This is a genomic window from Micromonospora sp. H61 (assembly GCF_018070325.1).
Taxonomy (GTDB): domain Bacteria; phylum Actinomycetota; class Actinomycetes; order Mycobacteriales; family Micromonosporaceae; genus Micromonospora; species Micromonospora salmantinae.
This window is the reverse complement of the sequence record NZ_JAGPXY010000077.1, coordinates 1-24,393: the sequence shown is the minus strand read 5'-3', so window position 1 is coordinate 24,393 and position 24,393 is coordinate 1. Positions and strand designations below refer to the sequence as shown.

Sequence of the window (24,393 nt, the reverse complement as noted above, 5' to 3'; positions counted from 1 at the left end):
ACGAAAGGCCGGCGCGGTGAGTCTCAGCAGCGATTTGGCTCGCGCCCAGGTCAAGGCGGAGACGTTGATCGAGGCGCTGCCCTGGTTGGCACGCTTCACCGGCTCGACGGTCGTGGTCAAGTACGGCGGCAACGCGATGACGGACCCGGAGTTGCAGCGGGCGTTCGCGGCCGACATGGTCTTCCTGCGCTATGCCGGCCTGAAGCCCGTGGTGGTGCACGGCGGCGGTCCGCAGATCTCCGCCATGCTGGGTCGCCTCGGCATCGCCAGCGAGTTCCGGGGTGGTCTGCGGGTGACCACCGCCGAGGCGATGGACGTGGTCCGGATGGTGCTGGTCGGCCAGGTGGGCCGGGAGCTGGTCGGTCTGATCAACTCGCACGGTCCGTACGCGGTCGGCCTCTCTGGCGAGGACGCCCGGCTGTTCACGGCGGTGCGGCGTCCGGCGTACGTGGACGGGGTGCCGGTCGACGTGGGCCAGGTCGGGGACGTCGAGTCGGTCGACGTGTCCGCGGTGACCGACCTGATCGAGGCCGGTCGGATTCCGGTGATCTCCACGGTGGCGCCGGACGTGGAGGGTGTGCTGCACAACCTCAACGCGGACACTGCCGCCGCGGCGCTGGCCATCGCGTTGCGGGCCCGCAAGCTGGTCGTGCTCACCGACGTGGCCGGCCTGTACGCGGACTGGCCGGACACCACCAGCCTGGTCTCCGAGATCGCCGCGGACGACCTGGCCAAGCTGCTGCCCAGCCTGGAGTCCGGGATGGTGCCGAAGATGGAGGCGTGCCTGCGGGCGGTGCGTGGGGGAGTGCCCGCCGCGCACGTCGTCGACGGCCGGGTGGCGCACTCCACGTTGCTTGAGGTGTTCACCTCGGAAGGGTTCGGAACGATGGTGGTGCCGGGAGACGGGACGGACGCGACATGAGCACGTTGGCGCAGCGGTGGAAGCAGTCCATGATGGACAACTACGGCACGCCGCCGATGGCGTTGGTCTCCGGTCACGGTGCCGTCGTGGTCGACGACGCCGGCCGGGAGTACCTGGACCTGGTGGGTGGCATCGCTGTCAACGCCCTCGGTCACGCCCACCCGGCGGTGGTGGCGGCGGTGTCGAAGCAGGTCGCGACCCTTGGGCACGTCTCCAACCTCTATGTGGCCGAGCCGCCGGTCGCCCTCGCCGAGCTTTTGTTGGCGCTCGCCGGCCGACCGGGCCGGGTGTTCTTCGCCAACTCGGGCGCGGAGGCGAACGAGGCGGCGTTCAAGCTGTCCCGGCGCACCGGCCGCACCCAGGTGGTGGCCACCAGGGGCGGCTTCCACGGCCGCACCATGGGCGCCCTCGCGCTGACCGGCCAACCGGCCAAGGCCGACCCGTTCCGGCCGCTGCCCGGCGAGGTGACCCACGTCGACTACGGCGACGTCGCCGCCCTCGAAGCGGCCGTCTCGGAGGCCACCGCGATGGTGATCCTGGAACCCGTTCAGGGTGAGAACGGTGTGCTGGTCCCGCCGGCCGGCTACCTCGCCGCGGCCCGGCGGATCACCGCCCGGCACGGCGCGCTGCTGGTCCTCGACGAGGTGCAGACCGGAGTCGGGCGTACCGGGCACTGGTTCGCGCACCAGGCCGAGGGTGTGGAGCCGGACGTGGTCACCCTGGCCAAGGGGCTGGGTGGCGGGCTGCCCATCGGCGCGACCCTGGCTTTCGGCCCCGCCGCGGACCTGCTCACCCCCGGCTCGCACGGCACCACGTTCGGCGGCAACCCGGTCAGTTGCGCGGCGGCGCTCGCCGTGGTGGCGACCATCGCCAACGAGGGCCTGCTCGACAACGTCAAGCGGGTCGGTGAGCGGCTGCGTCACGGCATCGAGGCGCTGGGCCACCCGCTGATCGGCGAGGTACGCGGCGCCGGTCTGCTGCTCGGCGTGGCGCTCACCGCGCCGGTCGCCTCGGTGCTGGCCGAGGCGCTGCGGGAAGCCGGTTTCCTGGTCAACCCGGTGCAGCCGGGTGTGATCCGGTTGGCCCCACCGCTGATCCTCACCGCAGCCCAGGCCGACACCTTCCTCGCGGCGCTGCCCGCCGCACTGGACGCGACCGCCCCGGCCGCCGCCGGCGCGCAGACCGCACCAGCCACACTGACCACCACGACGGGGACGACTCGATGACCCGGCACTTCCTGCGCGACGACGACCTCTCGCCGGCCGAACAGTCCGCGGTCCTCGACCTGGCGGCGCGGATGAAGGCGGACCGGTTCGGCCACCGGCCGCTGGTGGGCCCCCGCTCGGTGGCGGTGCTCTTCGACAAGCAGAGCCTGCGGACCAGGATCTCGTTCGACGCCGGGATCGCCGAACTGGGCGGGCACCCCCTGGTGGTGGACACGCAGGTCACCCACTTCGGTCGCGGTGAGTCGCTCGCCGACGCGGGGCGGGTGCTGTCCCGCTACGTCGCGGCGATCGTCCTGCGGACCCACGGCGACGAGCGGATCGCCGAGGTGGCGGCGGGCGCGACAGTGCCGGTGGTCAACGCGCTCACCGACGGTTTCCACCCGTGCCAGCTGCTGGCCGACCTGCTCACCATCCGGGAGCGGTGCGGTGGCACGGCCGGGCGCACCCTGGCGTACGTGGGGGACGGCGCGAACAACATGGCGCAGTCGTACCTGCTGGCCGGGGCGACCGCCGGGATGCACGTGCGGATCGCCGGCCCGGCCGGGTTCGCGCCGGACGCGGCCGTTGTGGAACGGGCCGCCCAGATCGCCGCGGCGACCGGCGGGTCGGTGCGGGTGCTGACCGACCCGGCCCAGGCGGTACGCGACGCCGACGTGCTGGCCACCGACACCTGGACGTCGATGGGGCAGGAGTCCGACGGGTTGGACCGGATCACCCCGTTCCTGCCGTACCAGGTCAACAAGGAGTTGCTCGGTCAGGCCGCGCCGGACGCGATAGTGCTGCACTGCCTGCCCGCACATCGTGGTGAGGAGATTACCGACGAGGTGCTCGACGGCTCGCAGAGCGCGGTCTTCGACCAGGCGGAGAACCGGCTGCACGTGCAGAAGGCGCTGCTGACGTTCCTGTTGGGAACCGCGACGGGAGGCGCCGGGACCGGCGATGCCGTCACCGGGGGGCAGCGATGACCGCGCCGCTGACTCGCGCGGCCCGGCACGCGCGGATCGTGGAACTGATCCGCGACCGGTCGATCCGGTCGCAGACCGAGTTGGCCGACATGCTCGCCGCCGACGGCGTCGGCGTCACCCAGGCCACTCTCTCGCGGGACCTGGAGGAGTTGGGCGCGGTCAAGGTGCGCGGCGGCGACGGCCCGGCCGTCTACCTGATCCCCGAGGACGGGCAGCGACCGTTGCGCGACGCCGAGGCCGCGCCGGCCAGGCTGGTGCGGCTGCTGCGCGAACTGCTCAACGGGGTCGACTCCAGCGGCAACATCGCCGTGCTGCGGACACCGCCGGGCGCAGCCCAGTACCTGGCCAGCGCGTTGGACAGGGCGGGCCTGCCCGAGATCGTCGGCACCATCGCCGGCGACGACACCATCCTCGTCGTGGCCCGTGAGGCCGTCGGCGGGGCCGCGCTCGGAGACAAGCTCGCCGGCTGGGCCCGCCGGGAAGACACCGCTGAAGGGAACACCACGTCATGACCGAGCGGGTCGTGCTCGCGTACTCCGGCGGGTTGGACACCTCCGTCGCCATTCCGTACCTGTCCGAGCAGACCGGCGCCGAGGTGATCGCGGTAGCGGTCGACGTCGGGCAGGGCGGTGAGGATCTCGACGCCATCCGGCAGCGTGCCCTGGACTGCGGTGCCGCCGAGTCCGAGGTGGTGGACGCGCGCGACGAGTTCGCCGCCGACTACTGCCTGCCGGCGATCCGGGCCAACGCGCTCTACATGGACCGCTACCCCCTGGTGTCGGCGCTGTCCCGGCCGCTGATCGTCAAGCACCTGGTGGCGGCGGCACGCAAGCACGGCGGCACGATCGTGTCGCACGGCTGCACCGGCAAGGGCAACGACCAGGTCCGGTTCGAGGTGGGCCTGAACGCGCTCGCCCCCGACCTGAAGATCATCGCGCCGGCCCGGGACTTCGCCTGGACCCGGGACAAGGCGATCGCCTTCGCCGAGGAGAAGGGGCTGCCGATCGACGTGTCGGCCAAGTCGCCGTACTCGATCGACCAGAACCTGTGGGGTCGCGCGGTGGAGACCGGCTTCCTGGAGGACATCTGGAACGCCCCCGTCGAGGGCCTCTACTCGTACACCTCGGACCCGACCCAGGAGCGCGACCCCGACGAGGTCGTGATCACCTTCGACGGCGGCGTGCCGGTGGCGATCGACGGTGAGACGGTCACCCCGTACCAGGCGATCCTGGAGCTCAACCGGCGCGCCGGCGCCCAGGGCGTGGGCCGGCTCGACATGGTCGAGGACCGCCTGGTCGGCATCAAGAGCCGAGAGGTGTACGAGGCGCCCGGCGCGATCGCGCTGATCACCGCCCACCAGGAGTTGGAGGCGGTGACCGTCGAGCGGGACCTGGCCCGGTTCAAGAAGGGCGTCGACCAGCGTTGGGGCGAACTCGTCTACGACGGTCTGTGGTTCTCGCCGCTGAAGGCGTCGCTGGACGCGTTCATCGACGACGCGCAGCGGCACGTGAGCGGCGAGGTACGGATGATCCTGCACGGCGGCCGGGCCACTGTGACCGGCCGGCGCTCCGAGGCGAGCCTCTACGACTTCGGGATGGCCACCTACGACACCGGCGACACCTTCGACCAGTCCCTGGCCAAGGGCTTCGTGCAGCTGTGGGGGCTGCCGAGCCGGATGGCCGCCGCTCGGGACGCCCGTTTGGGCGGTGGCGGACAGTGACATGGGTGAGCGCGAAGACTGAGCAAGCGCGGCGAGCGGGCCCCGCAGTCGCGAGCGAGAGGCAACCAACGCAATGATGGGCGACGTGGACGACAAGAGCCTGACCGAGAACAGCGCCGCCACCAACCGGACGAGCCTCTGGGGTGGCCGGTTCGCGGGCGGCCCCGCCGAGGCGCTCGCCCGACTGTCGGTGAGCGTGCAGTTCGACTGGCGCCTGGCCCCGTACGACATCGCCGGTTCCCGGGCGCACGCCCGGGTCCTCGCCGGCGCCGGCCTGCTCGATCCGGAGGAGCTGGGCCGGATGCTGGCCGCGCTGGACGACCTGGAGGCCGCCTGCGCCTCCGGAACGTTCCGCCCCACCATCGACGACGAGGACGTGCACACCGCGCTGGAGCGCGGTCTGCTGGAGCGTCTCGGCAGCCTCGGTGGCAAGCTGCGCGCCGGCCGGTCCCGCAACGACCAGGTCGCCACCGACCTGCGGCTCTACCTGCGCGACCACGCCCGGGGCGTGGCCAGCCGCCTGGTCGAGTTGGCGGAGGCGCTGGTCGAGCAGGCCGAGCGGCACATCGACACCGCCGCGCCGGGCATGACCCACCTCCAGCACGCCCAGCCGGTCACCTTCGGGCACTGGCTGCTCGCCCACGTGCAGCCGCTGCTGCGCGATCTCGAGCGGCTGCGCGACTGGGACCACCGGGCGGCGATCAGCCCGCTCGGCGCGGGCGCCCTGGCCGGTTCCGGGCTCCCACTGGACCCGGTGGCGGTGGCCAAGGAGCTGGGCTTCCGTACGTCGTTCGCCAACTCGATGGACGCCGTCGCCGACCGGGACTTCGTGGCCGAGTTCCTCTTCACCACCGCCCTGATCGGGGTGCACCTGTCCCGGCTCGGCGAGGAGGTGGTGCTCTGGACCTCGCACGAGTTCGGCTGGGTGGAGCTGGACGACTCCTTCGCCACCGGCTCGTCGATCATGCCGCAGAAGAAGAACGCGGACATCGCCGAGCTGGCCCGGGGCAAGTCCGGGCGTCTGGTCGGCGGCCTGATGACAGTGCTCACCATGCTCAAGGGCCTGCCGATGACCTACGACCGGGACATGCAGGAGGACAAGGAGCCGGCCTTCGACGCGGTCGACACCCTGGAGCTGCTGCTTCCGGCCCTGGCGGGAATGATCTCCACGATGACGGTCCGGGTGGACCGCCTCGTCGCCGCCGCACCGGTCGGCTTCTCCCTCGCCACCGAGGTCGCCGACTGGCTGGTCCGACGCAACGTGCCGTTCCGCGACGCGCACGAGATCACCGGCCAGTTGGTGGCGCTCTGCGCGGCTCGGGAGTGCGAGCTGAACGACGTCTCCGACGAGGACCTGGCCGCTATCAGCGGGCACCTCGACCCGTCGGTGCGCGACGTGCTCTCGGTCCGTTCGGCTCTCGCGGCCCGGACCACCCCCGGTTCCACCGGCCCCGGCCCGGTCGCCGACCAGCTCGCCGACGCGGCGGACCGGCTGGCCGGCTGGCGGGAGTGGGCCACCGAGCGGGTCGTTCCGCGCTGAGCTGTGCCGTGGCGTCGGCGCTGGCCGCCGGCGCCGCGGCGGTTCAGGCCGTCGGGCGCTCCCGCTTGGGGAGCTTGGCCACCACCATGTCGTACGACGAGTCGACCGCCTCGGTCAGCTCCTCGTCGTCGATCCCGCCGTCCAGGCGCAGCGTGTTCCACCCGGACCGGCCGATGTAGGCCATCACGCTGGCGTCGTCGGGGTGCCGGTGCAGCCACTCGTCGGCCACCTCCCGAGTCGGCCCGCACTTGATGCCTACCGTCGGTTTGCCCCCGGCGCTGCCGAGGAACGCGAAGATCCGGCCGCCCACCTTCACCACCTCGTCGCCCTCCCACGGTTGGTCCAGCCACGCTCCCGGCTTGGCCAGGCAGTACGCCAACATCTCCGCGCGCTCCATGGGTGCCTCCTCGTCGTGCGCACAGTGTGCCCGCCCCGCGGCCGTCACACGCGCGGCGTGCCGATCCGCCCGGTCCCGGCCCAAGCTGCGCCGGATCAGGGGGTCTGCTCGGCCGAGCGGGCGGCGACCCGCTCGTAGCGCTGCCGGGCCGCCTGTGCGCTGCCCAACCCCAGCCCGTACGCGATCGCCTGCCAGGTCAGCCCCCGGTCGCGGGCCAGCGTCAGCAGGCCGGCCTCCAGGGCGTCCAGCTCGGCGCGGACGTGGGGCAGCAGGGTCAGCGCGGCGGTCAGGTCGGCGGCGTCGATCGGCTCCTCCGCGGGTTCGCGCTCGGCCCCGCCGGCGGCCAGCGCGGTGACCAGGGCGACCGCCTCCCACGGGTCGAGCACGTACGGGTGGGCCCACCGGCCGCGCCGCGTGTCGGTGCCGGCGTGCCGCTCGCTGATCCGCTGTAACGCCTCGTGGGTGCGGTGGGCGCGGGCCCGGCCAGGGTCCGGCGCGGTGAAGATGTCCTCGGTCGTCATACCCCGAGCACACCTTATGAACGCCTGATTGTCAACGAAATGTTGAAGCCTGGCGGCACGGGCATGCCGTGCCGCCAGGCGAGACCTCAGAGCGCCAGGTTGAACTGGCGCTCGTCGTGCATAGGTGTGCAGTACGGGTCACAGGGGTTCGCGGTCAGCACGCCGAACGCGACGCCCGCCACGAACGGACGCTCGACCGGGACCACCGCGATCCGCACCTGCTGGGTGCCCTCCGCGCAGGTGACCCTCCGCACCGTCGTGCCCGCGCGCATCGTCTGACCGACCGCCTGCGCGACCTTGACCGTGATGTCGAAGTCGATGGCCTTCGAGCAGGTCACAGTGACCGGCACGATCGCCGCCGCGCCCTTCGCCTCGATCTTGCCGGTGGCACCGACCACGAACGCGGTCACTGACGCGTCGTCGGCCTGCGCCGCGGCGCGCAGCGGGACGCTCGCGCTGGCCGACGGGGTGAAGGCCACTGTCGCGGCCGCCGCGACGAGGCCGGTGGCGATCAGTGGTCGCCGGATGCTCCGTACGGTCATGGTGACTCCTCCCGTGATGTCGTCGCTTCCTGCGACGACATCGGGAACACCCCCGAGCCGACGGTCCGGTTTCACTGTTCGGCCGGTTGTCTGATGTGCGACGTGAGTCTTGTTCGGGCCGGGGGCTGAATGGTCGCCGCGCCCGGCCGGTGGCGGGATGGGTACCGTCGTGGACATGGCCCTGTCGTCCGGTGACCGCAGCACCGACACCGACCTGGCGGCGCTGGCGGACCTGCTCGCCGGTCCACTGCTGCCGGCGGCGCGCGGGCTGCTGGGCTGCCGGCTGCACGCCGACGGGGTCACCGTCCGGATCACCGAGGTCGAGGCGTACGCGGGAAGTGGCGGCGATCCCGCCTCGCACGCCCATCGGGGTCGCACCCCGCGCAACGCCGTGATGTTCGGCCCCGCCGGGTACGCCTACGTCTACTTCACCTACGGCATGCACTGGTGCATGAACGTGGTCACCGGGGTCGAGGGGGAGGCATCCGCCGTACTGCTGCGCGCCGGTGAGGTGGTCGACGGGCTGGCCACGGCACGGGAGCGCCGGCCGGCCATCCGGCGGGACGTGGACCTGGCCCGCGGACCCGCCCGGCTCTGCTCCGCGCTCGGCATCGACCGCGAGGCGTACGGGGCGTACCTGCTCGGCGACGCCCCGGTCCGGCTGCGCCCCCCGGCCCGACCGGTGCCGCCGGAGACGGTGGTGGCGGGTCCTCGGGTCGGCGTGACCGGCGCCCACGATCTGCCCTGGCGGTTCTGGCTGGACGCCGACCCTACGGTCAGCGCCTATCGCCGGCACGTGCCGCGCCTGCGCCGCTGAGCGCGTCGTCCGGCGTGTGGGCGGCGGAACCTGTCGGGGGGTGTGGCCATAATCACCGGACCTGCTCACCGACGGTTCGGAGGACGTCATGGCGACACTGCTCGCGATCGGCACGGCGAAGGGATTGTTCCTTGCCACCAGCACCGACGACCGGCGCAGTTGGGAGATCACCGGGCCGCACTTTCCGATGACGGGTGTCTACGCGGTCGCTGTCGACACCCGTCGTCCCACCCCGCGGCTGCTCGCCGGCATGACCAGCTCACACTTCGGCCCCAGCGTCGCCACCAGCGACGACCTCGGCGCTTCCTGGGACGAGCCCGACGAGGCGCCGGTCGCGTTTCCGGCCGACACCGGGGTCTCCCTCGGCCGGGTCTGGCAGCTGATGCCGGCCGGCCCCGACGAGCCGGACGTCGTCTGGGCCGGCACCGAGCCCTCGGCGCTGTTCAGGTCCACCGACGGTGGCCGCAGCTTCGAGTTGGTCCGTTCCCTCTGGGACCACCCGCACCGCCCGCAGTGGGAGGCCGGCTTCGGTGGTCAGGCCGTGCACACGGTGCTGCCCCACCCGCGTGACCCGGCTCGGCTGCTGGTCGCGATGTCCACCGGCGGGGTCTACCGCTCGGAGGACGCCGGGGCGAGTTGGGCGCCGGGCAACACCGGCATCCGCGCCTACTTCATGCCGGACGAGTGGCCGGAGTTCGGCCAGTGCGTGCACAAGGTCGCCCGGGACGCCGGCAACCCCGAGCGGCTGTACGCGCAGAACCACCACGGCGTCTACCGCTCCGATGACGACGGCCGCACCTGGTCCTCGATCGCCGACGGGCTGCCCAGCGACTTCGGCTTCCCGATGGTGGCCCACCCCGGGCGTGGCGACATGGTGTGGACCTTCCCGTTGGTGGCCGACGGCGAGCGGTTCCCGACCGACCACCGTTGTCGGGTGTTCCGTTCCGCCGACGCCGGCGGCAAGTGGGAGCCGCTGTCGGTCGGGCTGCCCGAGGGCCCGTTCTATCCGGCCGTGCTGCGGGACGCGATGTGCGCCGACGACTCCACCCCCGGTGGCGTCTACTTCGGCACCCGCTCCGGCTCGGTCTTCGCCAGCCGCGACGAGGGCGACTCCTGGTCGACGGTCGCGGCGCACCTGCCCGACGTGCTCTGCGTTCGCGCTGCGGAGGTCTGAGCGTGGTCACCGTGCTGCTGCCCGGCCCGTTGCGCGGCGAGGCCGGGGGCGCGAGTCGGCTGAACGTCGCCGCCGCCGGGACACTGCGGGCGGTCCTCGACGAGATGGCCGTCGCGCACCCCCGGCTGGCCCGGCGCATCCGCGACGAGCGCGGCGAGCTGCGCCGCTACGTCAACGTCTTCGTCGACGGCGAAGACTGCCGGCACTCCGGCGGTCTGGCCACCCCGGTCGAGGACGGCGCGGAGGTGCAGGTGCTGCCCTCGGTGGCGGGCGGCTGACCGGGTCGACACCGAGGGGATTCCTGCCCCGATGTCCGATTACGGGGGTGACCGGCGCCACTGCCAGGCGTCCCGCCCACGGAATAGTTGCGTCGTCAAATAAGTTGAGAGCTGCGTCCGGGTACCACGACGGCACCCGGTTGACACGCGAGGAGCTGGTCATGCAGTTCGGAATCTTCACCGTCGGTGACGTCACTGTCGATCCGACCACCGGTCGGGAGCCGACCGAGCATGAGCGGATCAAGGCGATGGTCGCGATCGCGCTCAAGGCCGAAGAGGTCGGCCTGGACGTCTTCGCCACCGGCGAGCACCACAACCCGCCGTTCGTGCCGTCGTCACCGACCACCATGCTCGGCTACATCGCCGCGCGCACCGAGCGGCTGCTGCTGTCCACCGCCACCACGCTGATCACCACAAACGACCCGGTGAAGATCGCCGAGGACTACGCGATGCTCCAGCACCTCTCCGGCGGCCGGGTGGACCTCATGATGGGCCGCGGCAACACCGGCCCGGTCTACCCGTGGTTCGGCAAGGACATCCGCGCCGGCATCCCCCTGGCCATCGAGAACTACGACCTGCTGCGCCGGCTGTGGCGCGAGGACGTGGTCGACTGGAAGGGCAAGTACCGCACCCCGTTGCAGTCGTTCACCTCGACGCCGCGCCCGCTCGACGGCGTGCCCCCGTTCGTCTGGCACGGCTCGATCCGCAGCCCGGAGATCGCCGAGCAGGCCGCCTACTACGGCGACGGTTTCTTCGCCAACCACATCTTCTGGCCCAAGGAGCACACCCAGCGGATGATCGCGCTCTACCGCCAGCGGTACGCGCACTACGGCCACGGCTCCGCCGACCAGGCCATCGTCGGCCTCGGTGGGCAGGTGTTCATGCGCCGCAACTCGCAGGACGCGGTCCGGGAGTTCCGGCCCTACTTCGACAACGCCCCGGTCTACGGGCACGGGCCGTCGCTGGAGGAGTTCAGCCGGGAGACCCCGCTGACAGTGGGCAGCCCGCAGCAGGTCATCGACCGCACGCTCGGCTTCCGGGAGTACGTCGGCGACTACCAGCGGCAGCTTTTCCTGATGGACCACGCCGGGTTGCCGCTGAAGACAGTGCTGGAGCAGCTCGACCTGCTCGGCGAGGAGGTCGTGCCGGTGCTGCGCAAGGAGTTCGCCGCGCTGCGTCCGGCGCACGTGCCGGCGGCGCCGACGCACGCCTCGCTGGTCGCCGCCGCAGGCGGTGCCAAGGACAGCACCGTGCACGCCGTCGACGACGTGACGGGCAAGGCTCCGGAGGGGGCGACCCGATGACCCACCGCACCCTGGCCGTCGTCTCGGCGGGGTTGAGTCAGCCCTCGTCGACCCGGCTGCTCGCCGACCAGCTCGCCGCGGCCACCCGCGACGAGTTGGTCCGGCGCGGCTCCGAAGTGGAGCTGCGCGTCGTCGACCTGCGCGAGTACGCCCACGACGTGGTGAACAACATGCTCACCGGGTTCGCGCCGGCCGCGCTGCGCGAGGTCGTCGACATGGTGACCGGGGCGGACGGGCTCATCGCCGTCACCCCGATCTTCAGCGCCTCGTACAACGGGCTGTTCAAGTCCTTCTTCGACGTGTTGGATTCCGAGTCGCTCGTCGACCGGCCGGTGCTGATCGGCGCGACCGGCGGCACCGCCCGGCACTCGTTGGCACTGGAGCACGCCGTCCGCCCGATGTTCGCCTACCTTCGGTCGGTGGTCGTCCCGACTGCGGTCTTCGCCGCCCCGGAGGACTGGTCCGACGGCACCGCCGATGGCGCGTTGCGTGCTCGGATCCGGCGCGCCGCCGGGGAGTTGGCCGACCAGATCGAGCGCCGGCCACCGGCCACCGGGCCGGCCGACCCGTTCGCCCTCACCACCGACTTCCTGCAGATGCTCGGCCGAGGCGACGGCGGAGCGCCGGTCAGCTGACCGGGTGGGCGACCAGCACCGGGCAGTGCGCGTGCTGGATCGCCGCCTGGCTGACCGACCCGAGCAACAGACCGGCGAACCCGGCCCGGCCCCGGGTGCCCACGACCAGCAGCGACGCCGTGCCGCTGGCCTCGATGAGCCCCTGGGCCGCGCCGGCCGCCCGGACCGGATGCTCCCGCACCACCAGGTCGGGGTGTTCGGCGCGCACCACGGCGGAGGCGTCGGCCAGGAGTCGCACCGCCTCGGCCTGGTACGCCGCCTGTGACTCCTCGATCTCCTCCGGCACCGTCCGGTCCCCGTCCGCAGGACCGACGTGCACCAGCACCAGCGGCACGTCCCGCAGCGCCGCCTCGTCGGCGCCCAGGCCCACGGCGAGCCGGGACGACTCGGACCCGTCCACGCCGACCAGCACCGGGCCGTCCACCGGGATCGGCTGCTCGTCCGGGCGGACCACCAGCACCGGGCAGTGCGCGTGCGCGGTCACCTGCGCGCCGACCGAGCCGAGCAGCAGCCCGGTGAATCCGCCCAGGCCCCGGCTGCCCACCACGACCAGCTCCGCCCGGCGGGACTCCTCGATCATGGTGGCCCCCGGGCCCCCGAGGACCTGACGCACCTCGACGGCGAGGCCGGGCCACCGGCCGGTCAGCTCGGCCGCCGTGCGCTCCAACATCTGCTGCGCCTCCTCGGAGGGCGCCGGCACCCCGAGGTCGTACGGGTTGAGTGGCACGCCGTACCCGGAGGGATGCAGGTAGCCGTGCACCAGGAGCAGCGGTCGGGACCGCAGCACGGCGGCCCGCGCCGCGTGTTCGGCGGCGACGAGGCTGGACGGCGAGCCGTCCACGCCCACCACGACAGGTCGGTTCATCGGCGCTCCCTGGGTCGGTCAGGTCATTGTCGACCTCGTACCCGCGCCGCGCCGCCGGACGCGCCGGCCGATAGGTGGCCGGCGCGTTCGGCGGTACGGCGTTCAGGCGTCCCGGCGGTGCCGGACGATCGCCAGCGGGCTGTGCGAGTGGTGCAGCACCGCGTGGCTCACCGAGCCGAGCAGAGCACCGGCGAGGGCGCCCCGGCCGTGTGCTCCGACCACGGTGAGCTGCGCGGTGGCGGACTGCTGCACCAGCACCCGCGCCGCCGCGCCGTACGCCACACACTGGCGGACCGGCACCTCGGGGTACCGCTTCGACCAGCCGGCCAGAGATTCGGCGAGCACCCGCTTCTCGTCGGCGGCCAGCGCGTCGACGTCGTACACCAACGGCAGGATGTCGCCGGGGCCGGTCGGCGTGGGGGTGAGCCAGGCGTGCACGGCCACCAGGTCGGTGCCGCGCAGCGCGGCCTCCTCGAAGGCGAATGCCAGTGCCTCCGTGGACAGGGCCGAGCCGTCGACGCCGACCAGCACCGGGCCGTCGGCGCGCGCCTCACCCTTGACCACCAGCACCGGGCACTCGGCGCGGGCGGAGACCTGCACGGCCACCGAGCCGATCAGCAGCTCGGCGAAACCTCCCAGGCCCCGACTGCCGAGCACCAGCAGCGCCGCGTCCCGGGACTCGCCCAGAAGCACCGGCGTGGCCGCGCCGTCGATCACCGCGCCGGTGACGGCGAGTTCCGGCGCGGTCTTGCCGGCCTCGGTCACCGCCTCGGCGACGGTCAGCTCAGCCTGGTTGCGGAGCCCGGCGTCGACGGGAGCGCCAGGCCCCGGAATCAGCGGTACGTCGTAGAGCGGCCAGATGAACGCGTGCACCACCCGCAGCGGGCGCTGTCGCACCGTCGCTTCCTGGGCGGCGACCCGCACCGCCTCCAGCGCCGAGGTCGAGCCGTCCACCGCCACCACCACGGGAGCACCGGATCTGCTGGTCATCATGTCCTCCTTCATCCGTCTTCATCCTCGTGCGAGGTTGGCCCGGCGGTCAGGGGCGTACGACAACGATCGGAGGGCCGTTGGTCCCGTCATTCGTCACGCCGTGTCAGCGTCATGGCGGGACGAGGCCAGCGACGGCCGGCGACGGGCCAGCCGCAGCGCCAGCCCGGGCACGACGCTGACCGCCGCGCAGGCCAGCAGCACGCTCGGCCCCAGCGGGTCGGTGCCGAGCAGCTCCCGCAGCGGAGCGAACAGCACCCCACCGACCTGGAGCAGCGCCGACGCCGCCACCGCGACGAGGAGGCCGGGGTTGCCGTGTCGGGCTCCAGGCAGCCGGGGCGCTCGGACCGCCAGCGCCACACCGAGCTGGGCCAGCCCGAGCACCACGAAGACCACCGACTGCCACGGCAGGCCCCGGTGTGCGGCGAACACGCCGGCGCCGAGCACCACGGCGGCGATCAGTGCGCCGGTGACCAGGACGTCCCGACCCAGCCCGGCGCCGAGCACCGACTCCTGGGGCGAGCGCGGCGCGCGGCGCAGGACGCCGAGTTCGGCCGGCTCGGCACCGAGCGCCACACCGGGCACACCGTGGGTCAGCAGGTTGACCCAGAGGATCTGGGCGGGCAGCAGCGGTACGGCCAACCCGAAGAGCGGGCCGATCAGCATCACCATGATCTCGGCCACCCCGCCGGCGAGGGCGTATCGCAGGAACCGGCGGATGTTGTCGTAGATCCGGCGGCCCTCGCCGATCGCGGCGGCAACAGTGGACAGCTCGTCGTCGACCAGCACCAGGTCAGCGGCCTGCCGGGCGACCTCGGTGCCGCTACCCATGGCCACCCCGATGTCGGCGCGCCGCAGCGCCGGGGCGTCGTTCACCCCGTCACCGGTCATCGCCACCACCTCGCCACGGGCCTGCAGGCCGGCGATGATGTCGAGCTTCTGTTCCGGCTGGGTCCGGGCGAAGACCCGGGTGTCCGGGTGCGCCGCTTGGTCGTCATCGCCGCTGCCGAGGGGGTCGCCAGCGCGCCAGAGGCCGAGCTGACCCCCGATCGCCGCGGCCGTGGCCGGGTGGTCTCCGGTGATCAGCAGCAGCCGTACGCCGGCGGTGTCGAAGCTGTCGGCGATCTCCGGGGCGCCGACGCGCAGCGGGTCACCGACGGCGACCAGCCCCACCGGACGCAGCCCGGTGGGTGCGGCGAGGTTGGGCATCCGGTCCACCAGGGCGGCCGCGACGGCGAGAACCCGCAACCCTTCGGCCGCCAGCCGATGGGCGGTGCTGGTCAGTTCGGTGATCTCCTCGGCGCTGGCGTCCAGCAGGGGCGCGCCGAGGATGCTCTCCGGTGCGCCCTTGCAGACCACCAGGTAACGCTGGTCGCAGGAGCGGTGCACGGTGATCATCCGGCGTTGTGCCTGGTCGAATGGGTGCTCAGCGATCCGGGGCCAGGCGGCGCGGGTGGTCTGTGGGTCGAGACCGCACCGGGCCGCGAAGGCGACCAGCGCCGCTTCCAGGGGATCACCGACAGCCGCCCAGTCGGATCGTTCGTCATCCGGGGGTGACAGGGCGGCGTCGTTGCAGAGCAGCCCGGCGCGCGCCAGTCGGCGCAGCCTCTCCGGTACGGCCACCGCCGCGCCGTCCCGGTGCACCATGCCGTACGGGGCGTACCCGGTGCCGGTGATTTCGTACCGGGCGCCGTCGGACGTGACCACCTGCTGCACCGCCATCCGCCCCTCGGTGAGGGTGCCGGTCTTGTCGGAGGCGATCACCGTCACCGAGCCGAGTGTCTCGACCGCGTGCAGTTGGCGCGGGATGGCGTGCGCGGCGGCCATCCGGCGCGCGCCGAGCGCGAGGGCCAGGGTCACCACGGCCGGCAGCGACTCGGGCACCGCCGCGACCACCAGGCTCACCGCTGTGATCGCCATGTCCACCACCGGGCGGCCACCGACCACGCCGATGGCGAACACCAGCCCGGACAGGGCCACGGCGACCAACCCGAGCACCCGACCCAGGGCGGAGAGCCGGCGCTGCAGTGGTGTGGTGGTGGGACGGGTACCCGCCACCAGTGCGCTGATCCGGCCCAGGGCGCTCACTGCTCCCGTGCGGAGCACGGTGCCGGCTGCCCGTCCCGTGGTGACGACCGTCCCGGCCAACGCCTCCTCGCCGGGGGTACGCCCCGCCGTCACCGACTCACCGGTCAGCGCGGACTCGTCCAGGTGCAGCCGGCTCGCCTCGATCAGCAGCAGGTCGGCCGGGACGATGTCGCCGGCCTCGACGCGGACCAGGTCGCCGTGGACGAGGTCGGCGGCGGGCACCGCCAGTTCCCGGCCGTCGCGCACCACCCGGGCGGCGGGCGCGGCGAGCCGGTCCAGAGCGGCGATCGCGCGATCGGCGCGTACCTCCTGCACGACCCCGATGACGGTGTTCACCAGCACGACCAGGACGATCACCGCGGTGTCCGGGTAGTCGCCGAGCACTGTGGTGACGGCCGCCGCGGCAAGCAGAAGTGCCACCAGCGGGTCGGTGAGCTGGTGCAGGACCCGTACGGCCAGGTGTTGGCGGGGTGGTGGGGCGACCGTGTTGGGGCCGGTGGCGCGCAGCCGGGCGGCGGCCTCGGCCGCGTCGAGCCCGACCGGCACGGCCAGGTCGACGGGGTCCTCCAGGATCCCGCCTCGTCCTCCGGTCGTCGTCACCCGCGACCTCCCCGTCTTGTGCGCGTGTCGTCGGCACGCCGTCTCGTCCCACCATCCGGCTGTGCGATCGCGCCGGGCAGAGGCGTTGCGCCCATGCGGCCCGGGACCAACGGCCCTCGCGCCGCGTATCCGGGAGGGGGTCGGATGGGGTAAGGGCCGGCAGCGGCCGCGACGGAAGGACGGCACCATGACGCCGTTGGACGTGCTCCGGGAGCACCCTTTCCTGACCGGGCTGCCGCCGGAGTGCCTGCCGAGGCTCACCGGGTATTTCGCGCCGGTCAGCCGGCCGAACGGTTCTGGCTGCTCTCCGGCGGCGAGGTGGCCCTGGACTTTCCGGTGCCCGGCCGGGGCGATATCGGGATCGAGACGATCGGCGCGGGCGGGGTGCTCGGCTGGTCCTGGATCTTTCCGCCGTACCGGTGGCAGTTCGGGGCGGTCGCGGTGCGCCGTACCACAACGGTCGAGTTCAGCGCCGAGGGAGTGCGGCGGCTGATCGAATCCGACGACGCCCTCGGGCGGCAGCTCACCCTCCGGCTCATGGCCGTGGTCGTCGACCGTCTCCAGGCATCGCGGGGCCGGTTGCTGGAGCTGTACGGCTAGTCACGGATGTCGCTCCGCCCTTGCACGGAAGTACGTACTTTCGTAATATCGACGTATGAGCACGATGGAGGAGCGGCTTGCCGCACTGGAGGCGCAGGTCGCCACCCTGACCGAGCGGTTGACGGTCGCACCGCCGACGCCGCCCGCTCCCGAGGGCGCCTTCTGGGCGCTCGACGGCCTCAAGCAACGACTGCCGGTCGATGGCACAGGCGCGGTCGTCTACACCGGCACCGTCCGCGTCGCCGACCAGCACTACGACTGGCAGTACGGCCGCACCGTCGACGACCTGCTCGCCGCCGACTGGACGGAGCTGGCCGGCACCCTCTCCGCGTTGGCCCATCCGGTGCGGCTGCGGCTACTGCGGGAGATCATCGGCGGCCGGCAGAGCACCAGCGAGCTGGCCGAGATCGAGGAGTTGGGCACCACCGGCCAACTGCACCACCACCTGCGCCAGATCACCGCCGCCGGTTGGCTGCGCAGCGCCGGCCGAGGTCGGTACGCGGTCCCCGCCGAACGCGTGGTGCCGCTGCTGGCCATCCTCACCGCCGCCGGCCGCTGACCAGACGCGGCTCGGCCGCCCATCCGACGACCCCCCACGGAGGAACCACCATGCGCCGGACGACCGTCACCGCCTTCGTCGTCGCGCTGATCGCCGGCCTGGTCGGGGTGGCGCTGATGCCCCAGGTGCCCCGACTCGACGCGCAGACCACCGGCGATCGCGACCTGGCCGCTGCCGCCCGGTCGGCCACGCCCGACCCGTCGGGGCTCCGCGGGCTCGCCGTCGCCCTGGTCGAGAACGGCCGGATCCGCACCGCCGGCCTGGGCGACCGGGACCTCGCCGGTCGGCCCGTCGAGCCCGGCACCCGGTTCGAGATCGGCTCGGTCACCAAGGCGCTCACCGGCATGCTCCTCGCCGACCAAGCCGCCGCCGGTGTCGTCGGCCCTGACGACCGACTCGGCGCCACCTGGCCCGAGGTCAGCGGCCCCGCCCGCGACGTCACGCTCGCCGAACTCGCCAGCCACCGCGCCGGCCTGCCCCGGCTGGCCCCCGGCTCCCCGCTGGGGTGGGCACGCATCCTCTGGTCCAACGTCTCCGGCGGAAACCTCTACGCCGGGCAGGGCGTCGACGCCATCCGCAGCGCCGCCGACCGGGTCAGCACCGATGACGACGAGCGCGGCGAGGTCCACTACTCCAACCTCGGGCCGTCAGTGCTCGGCCACGCGCTCGCCGCGAAGGCCGGCGTCGCGTACCCCGAGCTGCTGCACGACCGGCTGCTACGGCCGCTCGGCATGACGGCCACGGTCGTCGCCACCCGCGACGACGAGTTGCCGGCCGATCGTGCCCAGGGCAGCCGGGCCGGCGGCCGGCCGCTCGATCCGTGGGCGGGAGCGGGTTACGCGCCGGCCGGCGCCGGCCACTGGTCCACGGCGGAGGACCTCGGCCGGCTGCTCGCCGCGACCCTCGCCGGCACCGCACCAGGTGCCGACGCTGCCACCGCCCGCTTCCGCGAGGACGAGGACACCCGCATCGGGTACGGCTGGTTCACCACCCGGCACGGTGATCGCGAGGTGGTCTGGCACAACGGCGCTACCGGCGGGTTCCGGTCCTACGTCGGCCTCGAACGGGCCACCGGCCGGGCGGTGGTGGTGCTCGGCAACACCGACAAGGGCGTCGAGCCGATCGGGCTGCGGCTGCTCGGGGTGTCGCCGAAGGAGGCCGACTCGGCGACGTCGATGGTGCTGCCGTGGATCGGCGCCGGCCTCGCGGTCGTCCTCACCTTCCTCGGCGGCCTCTCCCTGCTCGGCACCGCCCGCCGTCGCCAACTGGACCAGGTGACGCTGCTGGCCGCGGCGGTCTGGGCGTTCGCCTATCTCGGGTTGGGGCACCGGATGGGGGACTGGTCGATGGTGCCGGCCTGGCTGTGGCCGCTCGGCGCCGGCCTGTCGGCGGCGGGGGTGGCCCTGGCGGCGACGCGGTGGCGGGCCCTGCCGGTGGTCGACGCGCGGGTGCCGTGGCGTCGCCTGCTGTCGGTGGCGAGCTCCCTGGGCGCCGCCGTGCTGGCGGTCGTAGCCGTCGCCGGCTGACGCCGCGCCGCGGCTTCGTGTCACAGCCGTTGCGTACCCTCGGCCGATGGCCTCCGATCTGCTGCTGCGCCCGGTCCGTGAGGACGACCTCGTCGAGTTCTTCCTGCACCAGCAGGACCCGGAGGCCAACCGGATGGCCGCGTTCGGCCCCAAGGACCCGTCCGACCGTCGGGAGTTCGCCGCACACTGGGCCCGGGTGCTCACCAACCCGGCGAACCTGGTCCGCACCGCCGAGGTCGACGGCGAGGTGGTCGGCTACGTGAGCGCCTGGCCGGCCGAGGGGCAGACCGAGGTCAGCTACTGGATCGACCCGGCACGCTGGGGTCGGGGCCACGCCACGGCGGCCCTGGCCGCCCTGCTGCGCGAGCTGCCCCGGCCGGTGCACGCCCGCGCCGCCAAGGACAACGCCGCCTCCCTCGCGGTGCTCCGCAAGTGCGGGTTCGTGGTGGTCGGTGCAGACTCGGGGTACGCCAACGGCCGCGGCGAAGACGTCGAAGAGTGGCTGCTGGAGCTGCCCGCCGACGGCCCTGACCTGGGCGGGCACTAGTCTCGCGGCGTGAACTGGTTGGATCTCGTCGGCTGGGCCGGCTCCGCGGTGCTGGTCTGGTCGCTGCTGCAGTCGCGCATCCTGCGGTTGCGGGCGCTCAACCTCGTCGGCTGCTTCGTGCTGATCGGCTACAACGCCGCGATCGAGGTCTGGCCCGGCGTCGGGCTCAACGTCGTGCTCGCGGTGATCAACATCTGGTACCTGCGCGGGATGCTCGCCACCCGGCACGACGAGAAGACCTACCAGGTGGTGGAGGTCGGCGTCGGCGACCAGTTCCTCGCGCACACGCTGCGGGTGCACGCCGCCGACATCGCCCGGTTCAACCCCGGCTTCCACTGGGACCCGGACGCGTCCGGGTGCTCGGCGTTCCTCGTGGTCACGGCCGACGAGGTGGTCGGTGTGGTCCTGTCGCACGCCGAGGCGCCCGGCGTCGCCCAGATCGACCTGGACTACGTGACCCCGAAGTTCCGTGACTTCACACCGGGCGAGTTCGTCTACCGGCGCAGCCACCTGTTCACCGAACGGGGCTTCCACCGGGTGGTCAGCCCGCCCCGGATGGTGGCCCCCTACTACCACCGGCTCGGCTTCCGCCCGGAGGGCGACTCGTACGTCCTCGACCTGCCGGCGTCACCGACGCCCCAGGCGGCCTAGCTCACCGACGCCCCAGCCGGCGTAGCGTCACCGTCGTCCGATTCGGCGTAGCCTCACCTCGCCCGATTCGGCGTAGCGTCGCCGGGGCAGGATTCGGCCGGCGCCGGACGGGGCAAAGACACGCCTACGCCGGGCGGGCTCGCCGACCGGCGGGTGCCGCGCGTAGCGGCCGGTGCCACCACCACGAGGGAGCGAACCGGGCGTGCAGAGCTACGGGAGCCAACTGGCCCTGGTCGGAGTCCTGGTCGTGATCAACGCGCTCTTCGCGGGCAGCGAGATGGCGTTGGTGTCGCTGCGAGACAGCCAGATCCAGCGGCTGGAGCGCACCAGCCGGGCCGGGCGGGTGCTGGCTCGGCTCGCCAAGGACCCGAATCGCTTCCTGGCCACCATCCAGATCGGCATCACCCTCGCCGGGTTCCTGGCCTCCGCCGCCGCGGCGGTGTCGCTGGCCAAACCCCTGGTGCCGCTGCTCGGGATGTTCGGCGGCGCCGCCGAGACCGTGGCGATCGTGGCGGTCACCCTCGCGCTGACCTTCGTCACCCTGGTCTTCGGCGAGCTGGCGCCCAAGCGGATCGCCATGCAGTCCGCCGAGCGGTGGGCGTTGCTGGTGGCCCGCCCGCTCGACCTGCTGGCCAGCCTCACCCGGCCGGCCGTCTGGGCGCTCGGCGCCACCAGCGACGTGGTGGTCCGCCTGGTCGGGCTCAACCCCAAACACGAGCCGGAGGAGATCGGCCCGGACGAGCTGCGCGACATCGTCGCCGGCAACCACGGCTTCACCAAGGAGCAGCGCACCATCATCGCCGGCGCCGTGGAGATCGCCGACCGGCGGTTGCGGGCTGTTCTCGTACCCCGGTTGCAGGTCTTCACGCTCGACAGCGGCACCACCGCGGAGGCCGCGCGGCTGGTGCTGGCCGCCACCGGGCACTCCCGGGCTCCGGTCGTGCGCCACGGCGGTCTGGACGACACGGCCGGAGTGATCCACCTGCGTGACCTGGTGGGTGTGCCCGACGACCGCCCGGTCGACGAGATCGCCCGACCGCCGATGCTGCTGCCCGACTCGCTACCGGTGGTGGACGCGCTGCGCCAGTTCAAGGCCGAGCGTCAGCACATCGCGCTCGTCGTGGACGAGCGCGGCGCCGTCGACGGCATCGTGACCCTGGAGGACATCCTCGAGGAGATCGTCGGCGAGATCTACGACGAGACCGACCGGGATGTGCGCTCGGTACGGCGCGACCCCGACGGTGCGCTGCTGCTGCCCGGCACCTTCCCGGTGCACGATCTGCCGGACATCGGCGTGGAGCTGCCGTCGCGCCCGGCCGGTGACTACACCACAGTCGCCGGGCTGGTGCTGGCTCGGCTCGGGCACATCCCGACCGTCGCCGGGGAGGACGTCACGCTGGACGGGTGGGTGCTGGTGGTGGCCGGCATCGACCACCGGGCGATCACCGAGGTACGGCTCCGCCGCGTACCCGATGAAGCTGACGGCGACGCCGACACCGACCAGGCCGCGGAGCCGATGCTGTACGAGGCCCGCAGCTGACCCGCCGGGCGAGTGCCGTCGCTCAGGCGGGCGAGAGGTTCTGCAGCCGGACCTGACCACGGGCGACCAGCCGCTCGTCGGCGTCGGTGACCTCCACCTGCCAGAGCTGCTGGCTGCGGCCCCGGTGCACCGGGGTGCCGACAGCCCTCAGCTCGCCGTCCCGGACGGCCCGCAGGAAATCGGTCTGGTTCGACACCCCGACCACAGTGCCCCGGTCGGCCAGCCAGAGGGAGCCACCCACGCTGGCGGCGGTCTCCACGACCGAGCAGTACACCCCGCCGTGCTGGATGCCGGACGGCTGGTGCAGCTCCGGGCGGACTCGCCAACTGATGACCACCCGGTCGGCGCTGGCCTCCTCGAACTTGAGGTCGAGCAGGGCGACGAGACCGCCCGTCAGATCCGGAATCTCCATGGCAAAGCCCTCCTCGATCAACGGGCGCAAGCCTAGCCGGGGCGGGTTGCGTCAAACCCGGTACGGGTTGGTGCCGGCGATGGGGGAGAATCGGTGACCGTGACCGACATCAGCCCTCCGCCGCCCGGGCGGGACTCCCTGACCGACGACCTGCTCTGGCGTGGCCTGATACAGGACTCGACCGGCCTCGACGAGCTGCGTGAGCTGCTCGACGGTGGGAAGTCCACCACGTACTACGTGGGCTTCGACCCCACCGCGGCGAGCCTGCACGTCGGCTCGCTCATGCAGGTCACCATGGCCCGCCGGTTGCAACTCGCCGGCCACCGCCCGTTGCTGCTGGTGGGCGGGGCGACCGGGCAGATCGGTGACCCGAAGGAGAGCGCCGAGCGGACCCTCAACCCGCCCGACGTGATCGCCGGCTGGGTCGAGCGCATCCGTGACCAGCTGGCGCCGTTCGTGTCGTACACCGGGGACAACGCGGCGCAGCTGGTCAACAACCTGGACTGGACCGGCGAGATGTCGATCGTCGAGTTCCTGCGCGACGTGGGCAAGCACTTCCCGGTGAACAAGATGTTGGCGCGGGAGGTGGTGCGCGCCCGCCTGGAGACCGGCATCAGCTTCACCGAGTTCAGCTACCAGCTGTTGCAGGCCAACGACTTCTTCGAGCTGCACCGCCGGCACGGCTGTCAGCTCCAGTTCGGCGGCTCCGATCAGTGGGGCAACATCACCGCGGGCGTCGACTACGTCCGCCGGCGGGGCGCGGGGCCGGTGCAGGCGTTCACCACGCCGCTCGTCACCAAGTCCGACGGCACGAAGTTCGGCAAGACCGAGGGCGGTGCCGTCTGGCTCGACCCCACGATGACCAGCCCGTACGCGTTCTACCAGTTCTGGCTCAATGTCGAGGACCAGGAGGTCGACCGCTACCTGCGGTACTTCAGCTTCCGCACCCGCGACGAGCTGGAGGAGCTGGCCAAGGCCACCGCCGAGCGGCCGGCGGCCCGCCTGGCGCAGCGGGCGCTCGCCGAGGAACTGACCACCCTTGTGCACGGTGCCGACGAGACCCGACAGGCGATCGCCGCCAGCCAGGCGCTCTTCGGCCGCGGCTCGCTGGACGAGTTGGCGCCGGAGACTTTGCGCGCGGCCCTGACCGAGGCGGGTCTCGTACGGCTCAGCGGCGAATTGCCGGATGTGGCGGGTCTGCTGCGGGATTCCGGTCTGGTGAGTGGCCTCAAGGAGGCTCGGCGGGTGATCGCCGAAGGCGGGGCCTACGTCAACAACAACCGGGTGACCGAGGTGGACGCCACGGTGTCGCCGGCCGACCTGCTGCACGGGCGATACCTGGTGCTGCGCCGGGGGAAGCGTTCGTTCGCGGGCGTTGAGCTGGGTGAATAGCCACCTGTCGACGATGTGACGGGGGACGCGTCCGGCGGATTTGACGATCATCCCGCCGGACGCGTAACTTTCTCTCTGCCAGCGCGGAACGGACGAAACAGACGAAAGTCTGAAGCGGCCGGAGCGCCGGCCAACGGCCTGGGGGTCGGGTGGGCACGCCCACCGGAACCCCGACCGGGAGGTGCCGCCAGAAACGCCGCGAGGCGGATTTGGCGCCGCGAAACCGACCGGGTATGGTTACGAACCGGCAGGGCACCGGGCGGGTCGCGAGAAATCGCGACGGCCGGCCTGCCGAATCCATGACGAGAGCGGCGCAAGCCGGTTGCGACATGGTGCCCGCATTATCGGGTTGAAGCATGGCGAACCGCGAAATATCGGTTTGACACGGCGGAAGCGAGCGGGTAACGTAGTAAAAGTGCCTGGCGCTGAAAGCGCCGGGTGTGAGAGCGGGAATTAGCCCCGGTTGGGGTTCCACTGTGGTGGGGCTTCTGGTCGGTGTGTGGTTGTTCTTTGAGAACTCAACAGGGTGCTTGTAAAGCCAGTGCCAATTATGATTTATACCCCGGACTGGTCAGTTTTTGC

General features: G+C 72.5%; 25 protein-coding genes. 18 read left to right on the top strand and 7 right to left on the bottom strand.

Translation table 11 applies throughout. The annotated features are described in order from the left end of the window. Nucleotides 1-16 precede the first annotated feature (16 nt). The 6 genes from argB (at nucleotide 17) to argH (ending at nucleotide 6,373) form a co-directional block, all read left to right on the top strand. Complete coding sequence (gene argB, locus KBX08_RS27660; RefSeq protein ID WP_091402003.1) at nucleotides 17-922, top strand: acetylglutamate kinase; 906 nt, start codon at nucleotides 17-19, stop codon at nucleotides 920-922. Beyond that, nucleotides 919-2,148 carry an acetylornithine transaminase gene (locus tag KBX08_RS27655; RefSeq protein ID WP_210786256.1) on the top strand — a complete coding sequence of 410 codons (1,230 nt, stop codon included), beginning with the start codon at nucleotides 919-921 and terminating at the stop codon, nucleotides 2,146-2,148. The genes argB and KBX08_RS27655 overlap by 4 nt, the downstream gene beginning before the upstream one ends. Beyond that, a complete protein-coding gene (argF, locus tag KBX08_RS27650) occupies nucleotides 2,145-3,113 on the top strand; it encodes an ornithine carbamoyltransferase (protein WP_210786255.1) in 969 nt (322 codons plus the stop codon). The genes KBX08_RS27655 and argF overlap by 4 nt, the downstream gene beginning before the upstream one ends. Beyond that, nucleotides 3,110-3,625: an arginine repressor gene (locus tag KBX08_RS27645; protein WP_210786254.1), complete on the top strand. Its 516-nt coding sequence runs from the start codon at nucleotides 3,110-3,112 to the stop codon at nucleotides 3,623-3,625. Before argF ends, KBX08_RS27645 begins: the two co-directional genes overlap by 4 nt. Next, on the top strand, nucleotides 3,622-4,833 hold the full coding sequence (locus tag KBX08_RS27640) for an argininosuccinate synthase (protein ID WP_210786253.1): 1,212 nt from the start codon (nucleotides 3,622-3,624) through the stop codon (nucleotides 4,831-4,833). Before KBX08_RS27645 ends, KBX08_RS27640 begins: the two co-directional genes overlap by 4 nt. Before the next feature lie 76 nt (nucleotides 4,834-4,909). Next, nucleotides 4,910-6,373, top strand: coding sequence for an argininosuccinate lyase (gene argH, locus KBX08_RS27635; RefSeq protein ID WP_210786252.1), 1,464 nt, complete (start codon nucleotides 4,910-4,912; stop codon nucleotides 6,371-6,373). A 43-nt stretch (nucleotides 6,374-6,416) separates the two neighbouring features. On the opposite strand, the gene KBX08_RS27630 is transcribed toward argH, so the two are convergent. The 3 genes from KBX08_RS27630 to KBX08_RS27620 form a co-directional block, all read right to left on the bottom strand. Next, complete coding sequence (locus KBX08_RS27630) at nucleotides 6,417-6,770, bottom strand: MmcQ/YjbR family DNA-binding protein (RefSeq protein ID WP_124771195.1); 354 nt, start codon at nucleotides 6,768-6,770, stop codon at nucleotides 6,417-6,419. Between the two features lie 95 nt (nucleotides 6,771-6,865). Then, on the bottom strand, nucleotides 6,866-7,291 hold the full coding sequence (locus KBX08_RS27625; protein ID WP_210786251.1) for a DNA-binding protein: 426 nt from the start codon (nucleotides 7,289-7,291) through the stop codon (nucleotides 6,866-6,868). An 86-nt stretch (nucleotides 7,292-7,377) separates the two neighbouring features. Beyond that, on the bottom strand, nucleotides 7,378-7,833 hold the full coding sequence (locus KBX08_RS27620; protein WP_210786250.1) for a hypothetical protein: 456 nt from the start codon (nucleotides 7,831-7,833) through the stop codon (nucleotides 7,378-7,380). A gap of 157 nt (nucleotides 7,834-7,990) precedes the next feature. Here KBX08_RS27620 and KBX08_RS27615 point away from each other — a divergent pair, with 157 nt between their 5' ends. The 5 genes from KBX08_RS27615 to KBX08_RS27595 all read left to right on the top strand — a co-directional run bounded on the left by KBX08_RS27615 (nucleotide 7,991) and on the right by KBX08_RS27595 (nucleotide 12,041). After that, entirely contained in the window at nucleotides 7,991-8,650 is a 660-nt protein-coding gene (locus KBX08_RS27615; RefSeq protein ID WP_247670164.1) for a DNA-3-methyladenine glycosylase, read from the top strand. 88 nt (nucleotides 8,651-8,738) lie between these two features. Further along, nucleotides 8,739-9,824 (top strand): exo-alpha-sialidase, encoded by a 1,086-nt coding sequence (locus KBX08_RS27610; protein ID WP_210786249.1) that lies wholly within the window; start codon nucleotides 8,739-8,741, stop codon nucleotides 9,822-9,824. Nucleotides 9,825-9,826: 2 nt separating this feature from the next. Next, the gene (locus KBX08_RS27605; protein ID WP_210786248.1) at nucleotides 9,827-10,102 is read left to right on the top strand and encodes a ubiquitin-like small modifier protein 1; all 276 of its coding nucleotides are present in this window, start codon (nucleotides 9,827-9,829) and stop codon (nucleotides 10,100-10,102) included. Between the two features lie 161 nt (nucleotides 10,103-10,263). Next, complete coding sequence (locus KBX08_RS27600) at nucleotides 10,264-11,406, top strand: LLM class flavin-dependent oxidoreductase (protein ID WP_210786247.1); 1,143 nt, start codon at nucleotides 10,264-10,266, stop codon at nucleotides 11,404-11,406. After that, a complete protein-coding gene (locus KBX08_RS27595; RefSeq protein WP_210786246.1) occupies nucleotides 11,403-12,041 on the top strand; it encodes an FMN reductase in 639 nt (212 codons plus the stop codon). The genes KBX08_RS27600 and KBX08_RS27595 overlap by 4 nt, the downstream gene beginning before the upstream one ends. Here the strand turns inward: KBX08_RS27595 and KBX08_RS27590 are convergent. From KBX08_RS27590 to KBX08_RS27580, 3 genes are all read right to left on the bottom strand, one after another. After that, complete coding sequence (locus KBX08_RS27590) at nucleotides 12,034-12,906, bottom strand: universal stress protein (protein ID WP_210786245.1); 873 nt, start codon at nucleotides 12,904-12,906, stop codon at nucleotides 12,034-12,036. The genes KBX08_RS27595 and KBX08_RS27590 overlap by 8 nt on opposite strands. 102 nt (nucleotides 12,907-13,008) lie before the next feature. Next, on the bottom strand, nucleotides 13,009-13,896 hold the full coding sequence (locus KBX08_RS27585; protein WP_210786244.1) for a universal stress protein: 888 nt from the start codon (nucleotides 13,894-13,896) through the stop codon (nucleotides 13,009-13,011). 96 nt (nucleotides 13,897-13,992) lie between these two features. After that, a complete protein-coding gene (locus KBX08_RS27580; protein ID WP_374101969.1) occupies nucleotides 13,993-16,530 on the bottom strand; it encodes a cation-translocating P-type ATPase in 2,538 nt (845 codons plus the stop codon). A 297-nt stretch (nucleotides 16,531-16,827) separates the two neighbouring features. Here KBX08_RS27580 and KBX08_RS27575 point away from each other — a divergent pair, with 297 nt between their 5' ends. The 6 genes from KBX08_RS27575 (at nucleotide 16,828) to KBX08_RS27550 (ending at nucleotide 22,007) form a co-directional block, all read left to right on the top strand. After that, nucleotides 16,828-17,184, top strand: coding sequence for a cyclic nucleotide-binding domain-containing protein (locus KBX08_RS27575; protein WP_307850665.1), 357 nt, complete (start codon nucleotides 16,828-16,830; stop codon nucleotides 17,182-17,184). Nucleotides 17,185-17,239: 55 nt separating this feature from the next. Then, on the top strand, nucleotides 17,240-17,743 hold the full coding sequence (locus KBX08_RS27570) for a helix-turn-helix transcriptional regulator (protein ID WP_247670163.1): 504 nt from the start codon (nucleotides 17,240-17,242) through the stop codon (nucleotides 17,741-17,743). 50 nt (nucleotides 17,744-17,793) lie between these two features. Beyond that, nucleotides 17,794-19,269 carry a serine hydrolase gene (locus KBX08_RS27565; RefSeq protein WP_210786242.1) on the top strand — a complete coding sequence of 492 codons (1,476 nt, stop codon included), beginning with the start codon at nucleotides 17,794-17,796 and terminating at the stop codon, nucleotides 19,267-19,269. 46 nt (nucleotides 19,270-19,315) lie between these two features. Next, nucleotides 19,316-19,816: a GNAT family N-acetyltransferase gene (locus tag KBX08_RS27560; protein WP_210786241.1), complete on the top strand. Its 501-nt coding sequence runs from the start codon at nucleotides 19,316-19,318 to the stop codon at nucleotides 19,814-19,816. A 9-nt stretch (nucleotides 19,817-19,825) separates the two neighbouring features. Next, entirely contained in the window at nucleotides 19,826-20,467 is a 642-nt protein-coding gene (locus tag KBX08_RS27555) for a YgjV family protein (protein ID WP_210786240.1), read from the top strand. Between the two features lie 202 nt (nucleotides 20,468-20,669). Then, nucleotides 20,670-22,007 carry a hemolysin family protein gene (locus KBX08_RS27550; protein ID WP_210786239.1) on the top strand — a complete coding sequence of 446 codons (1,338 nt, stop codon included), beginning with the start codon at nucleotides 20,670-20,672 and terminating at the stop codon, nucleotides 22,005-22,007. 22 nt (nucleotides 22,008-22,029) lie between these two features. Here the strand turns inward: KBX08_RS27550 and KBX08_RS27545 are convergent, their stop codons facing one another. Continuing rightward, complete coding sequence (locus KBX08_RS27545) at nucleotides 22,030-22,419, bottom strand: PaaI family thioesterase (protein ID WP_210786238.1); 390 nt, start codon at nucleotides 22,417-22,419, stop codon at nucleotides 22,030-22,032. A gap of 99 nt (nucleotides 22,420-22,518) precedes the next feature. Here KBX08_RS27545 and tyrS point away from each other — a divergent pair, with 99 nt between their 5' ends. Beyond that, nucleotides 22,519-23,811: a tyrosine--tRNA ligase gene (tyrS, locus tag KBX08_RS27540; protein ID WP_210786261.1), complete on the top strand. Its 1,293-nt coding sequence runs from the start codon at nucleotides 22,519-22,521 to the stop codon at nucleotides 23,809-23,811. Nucleotides 23,812-24,393 lie beyond the last annotated feature (582 nt).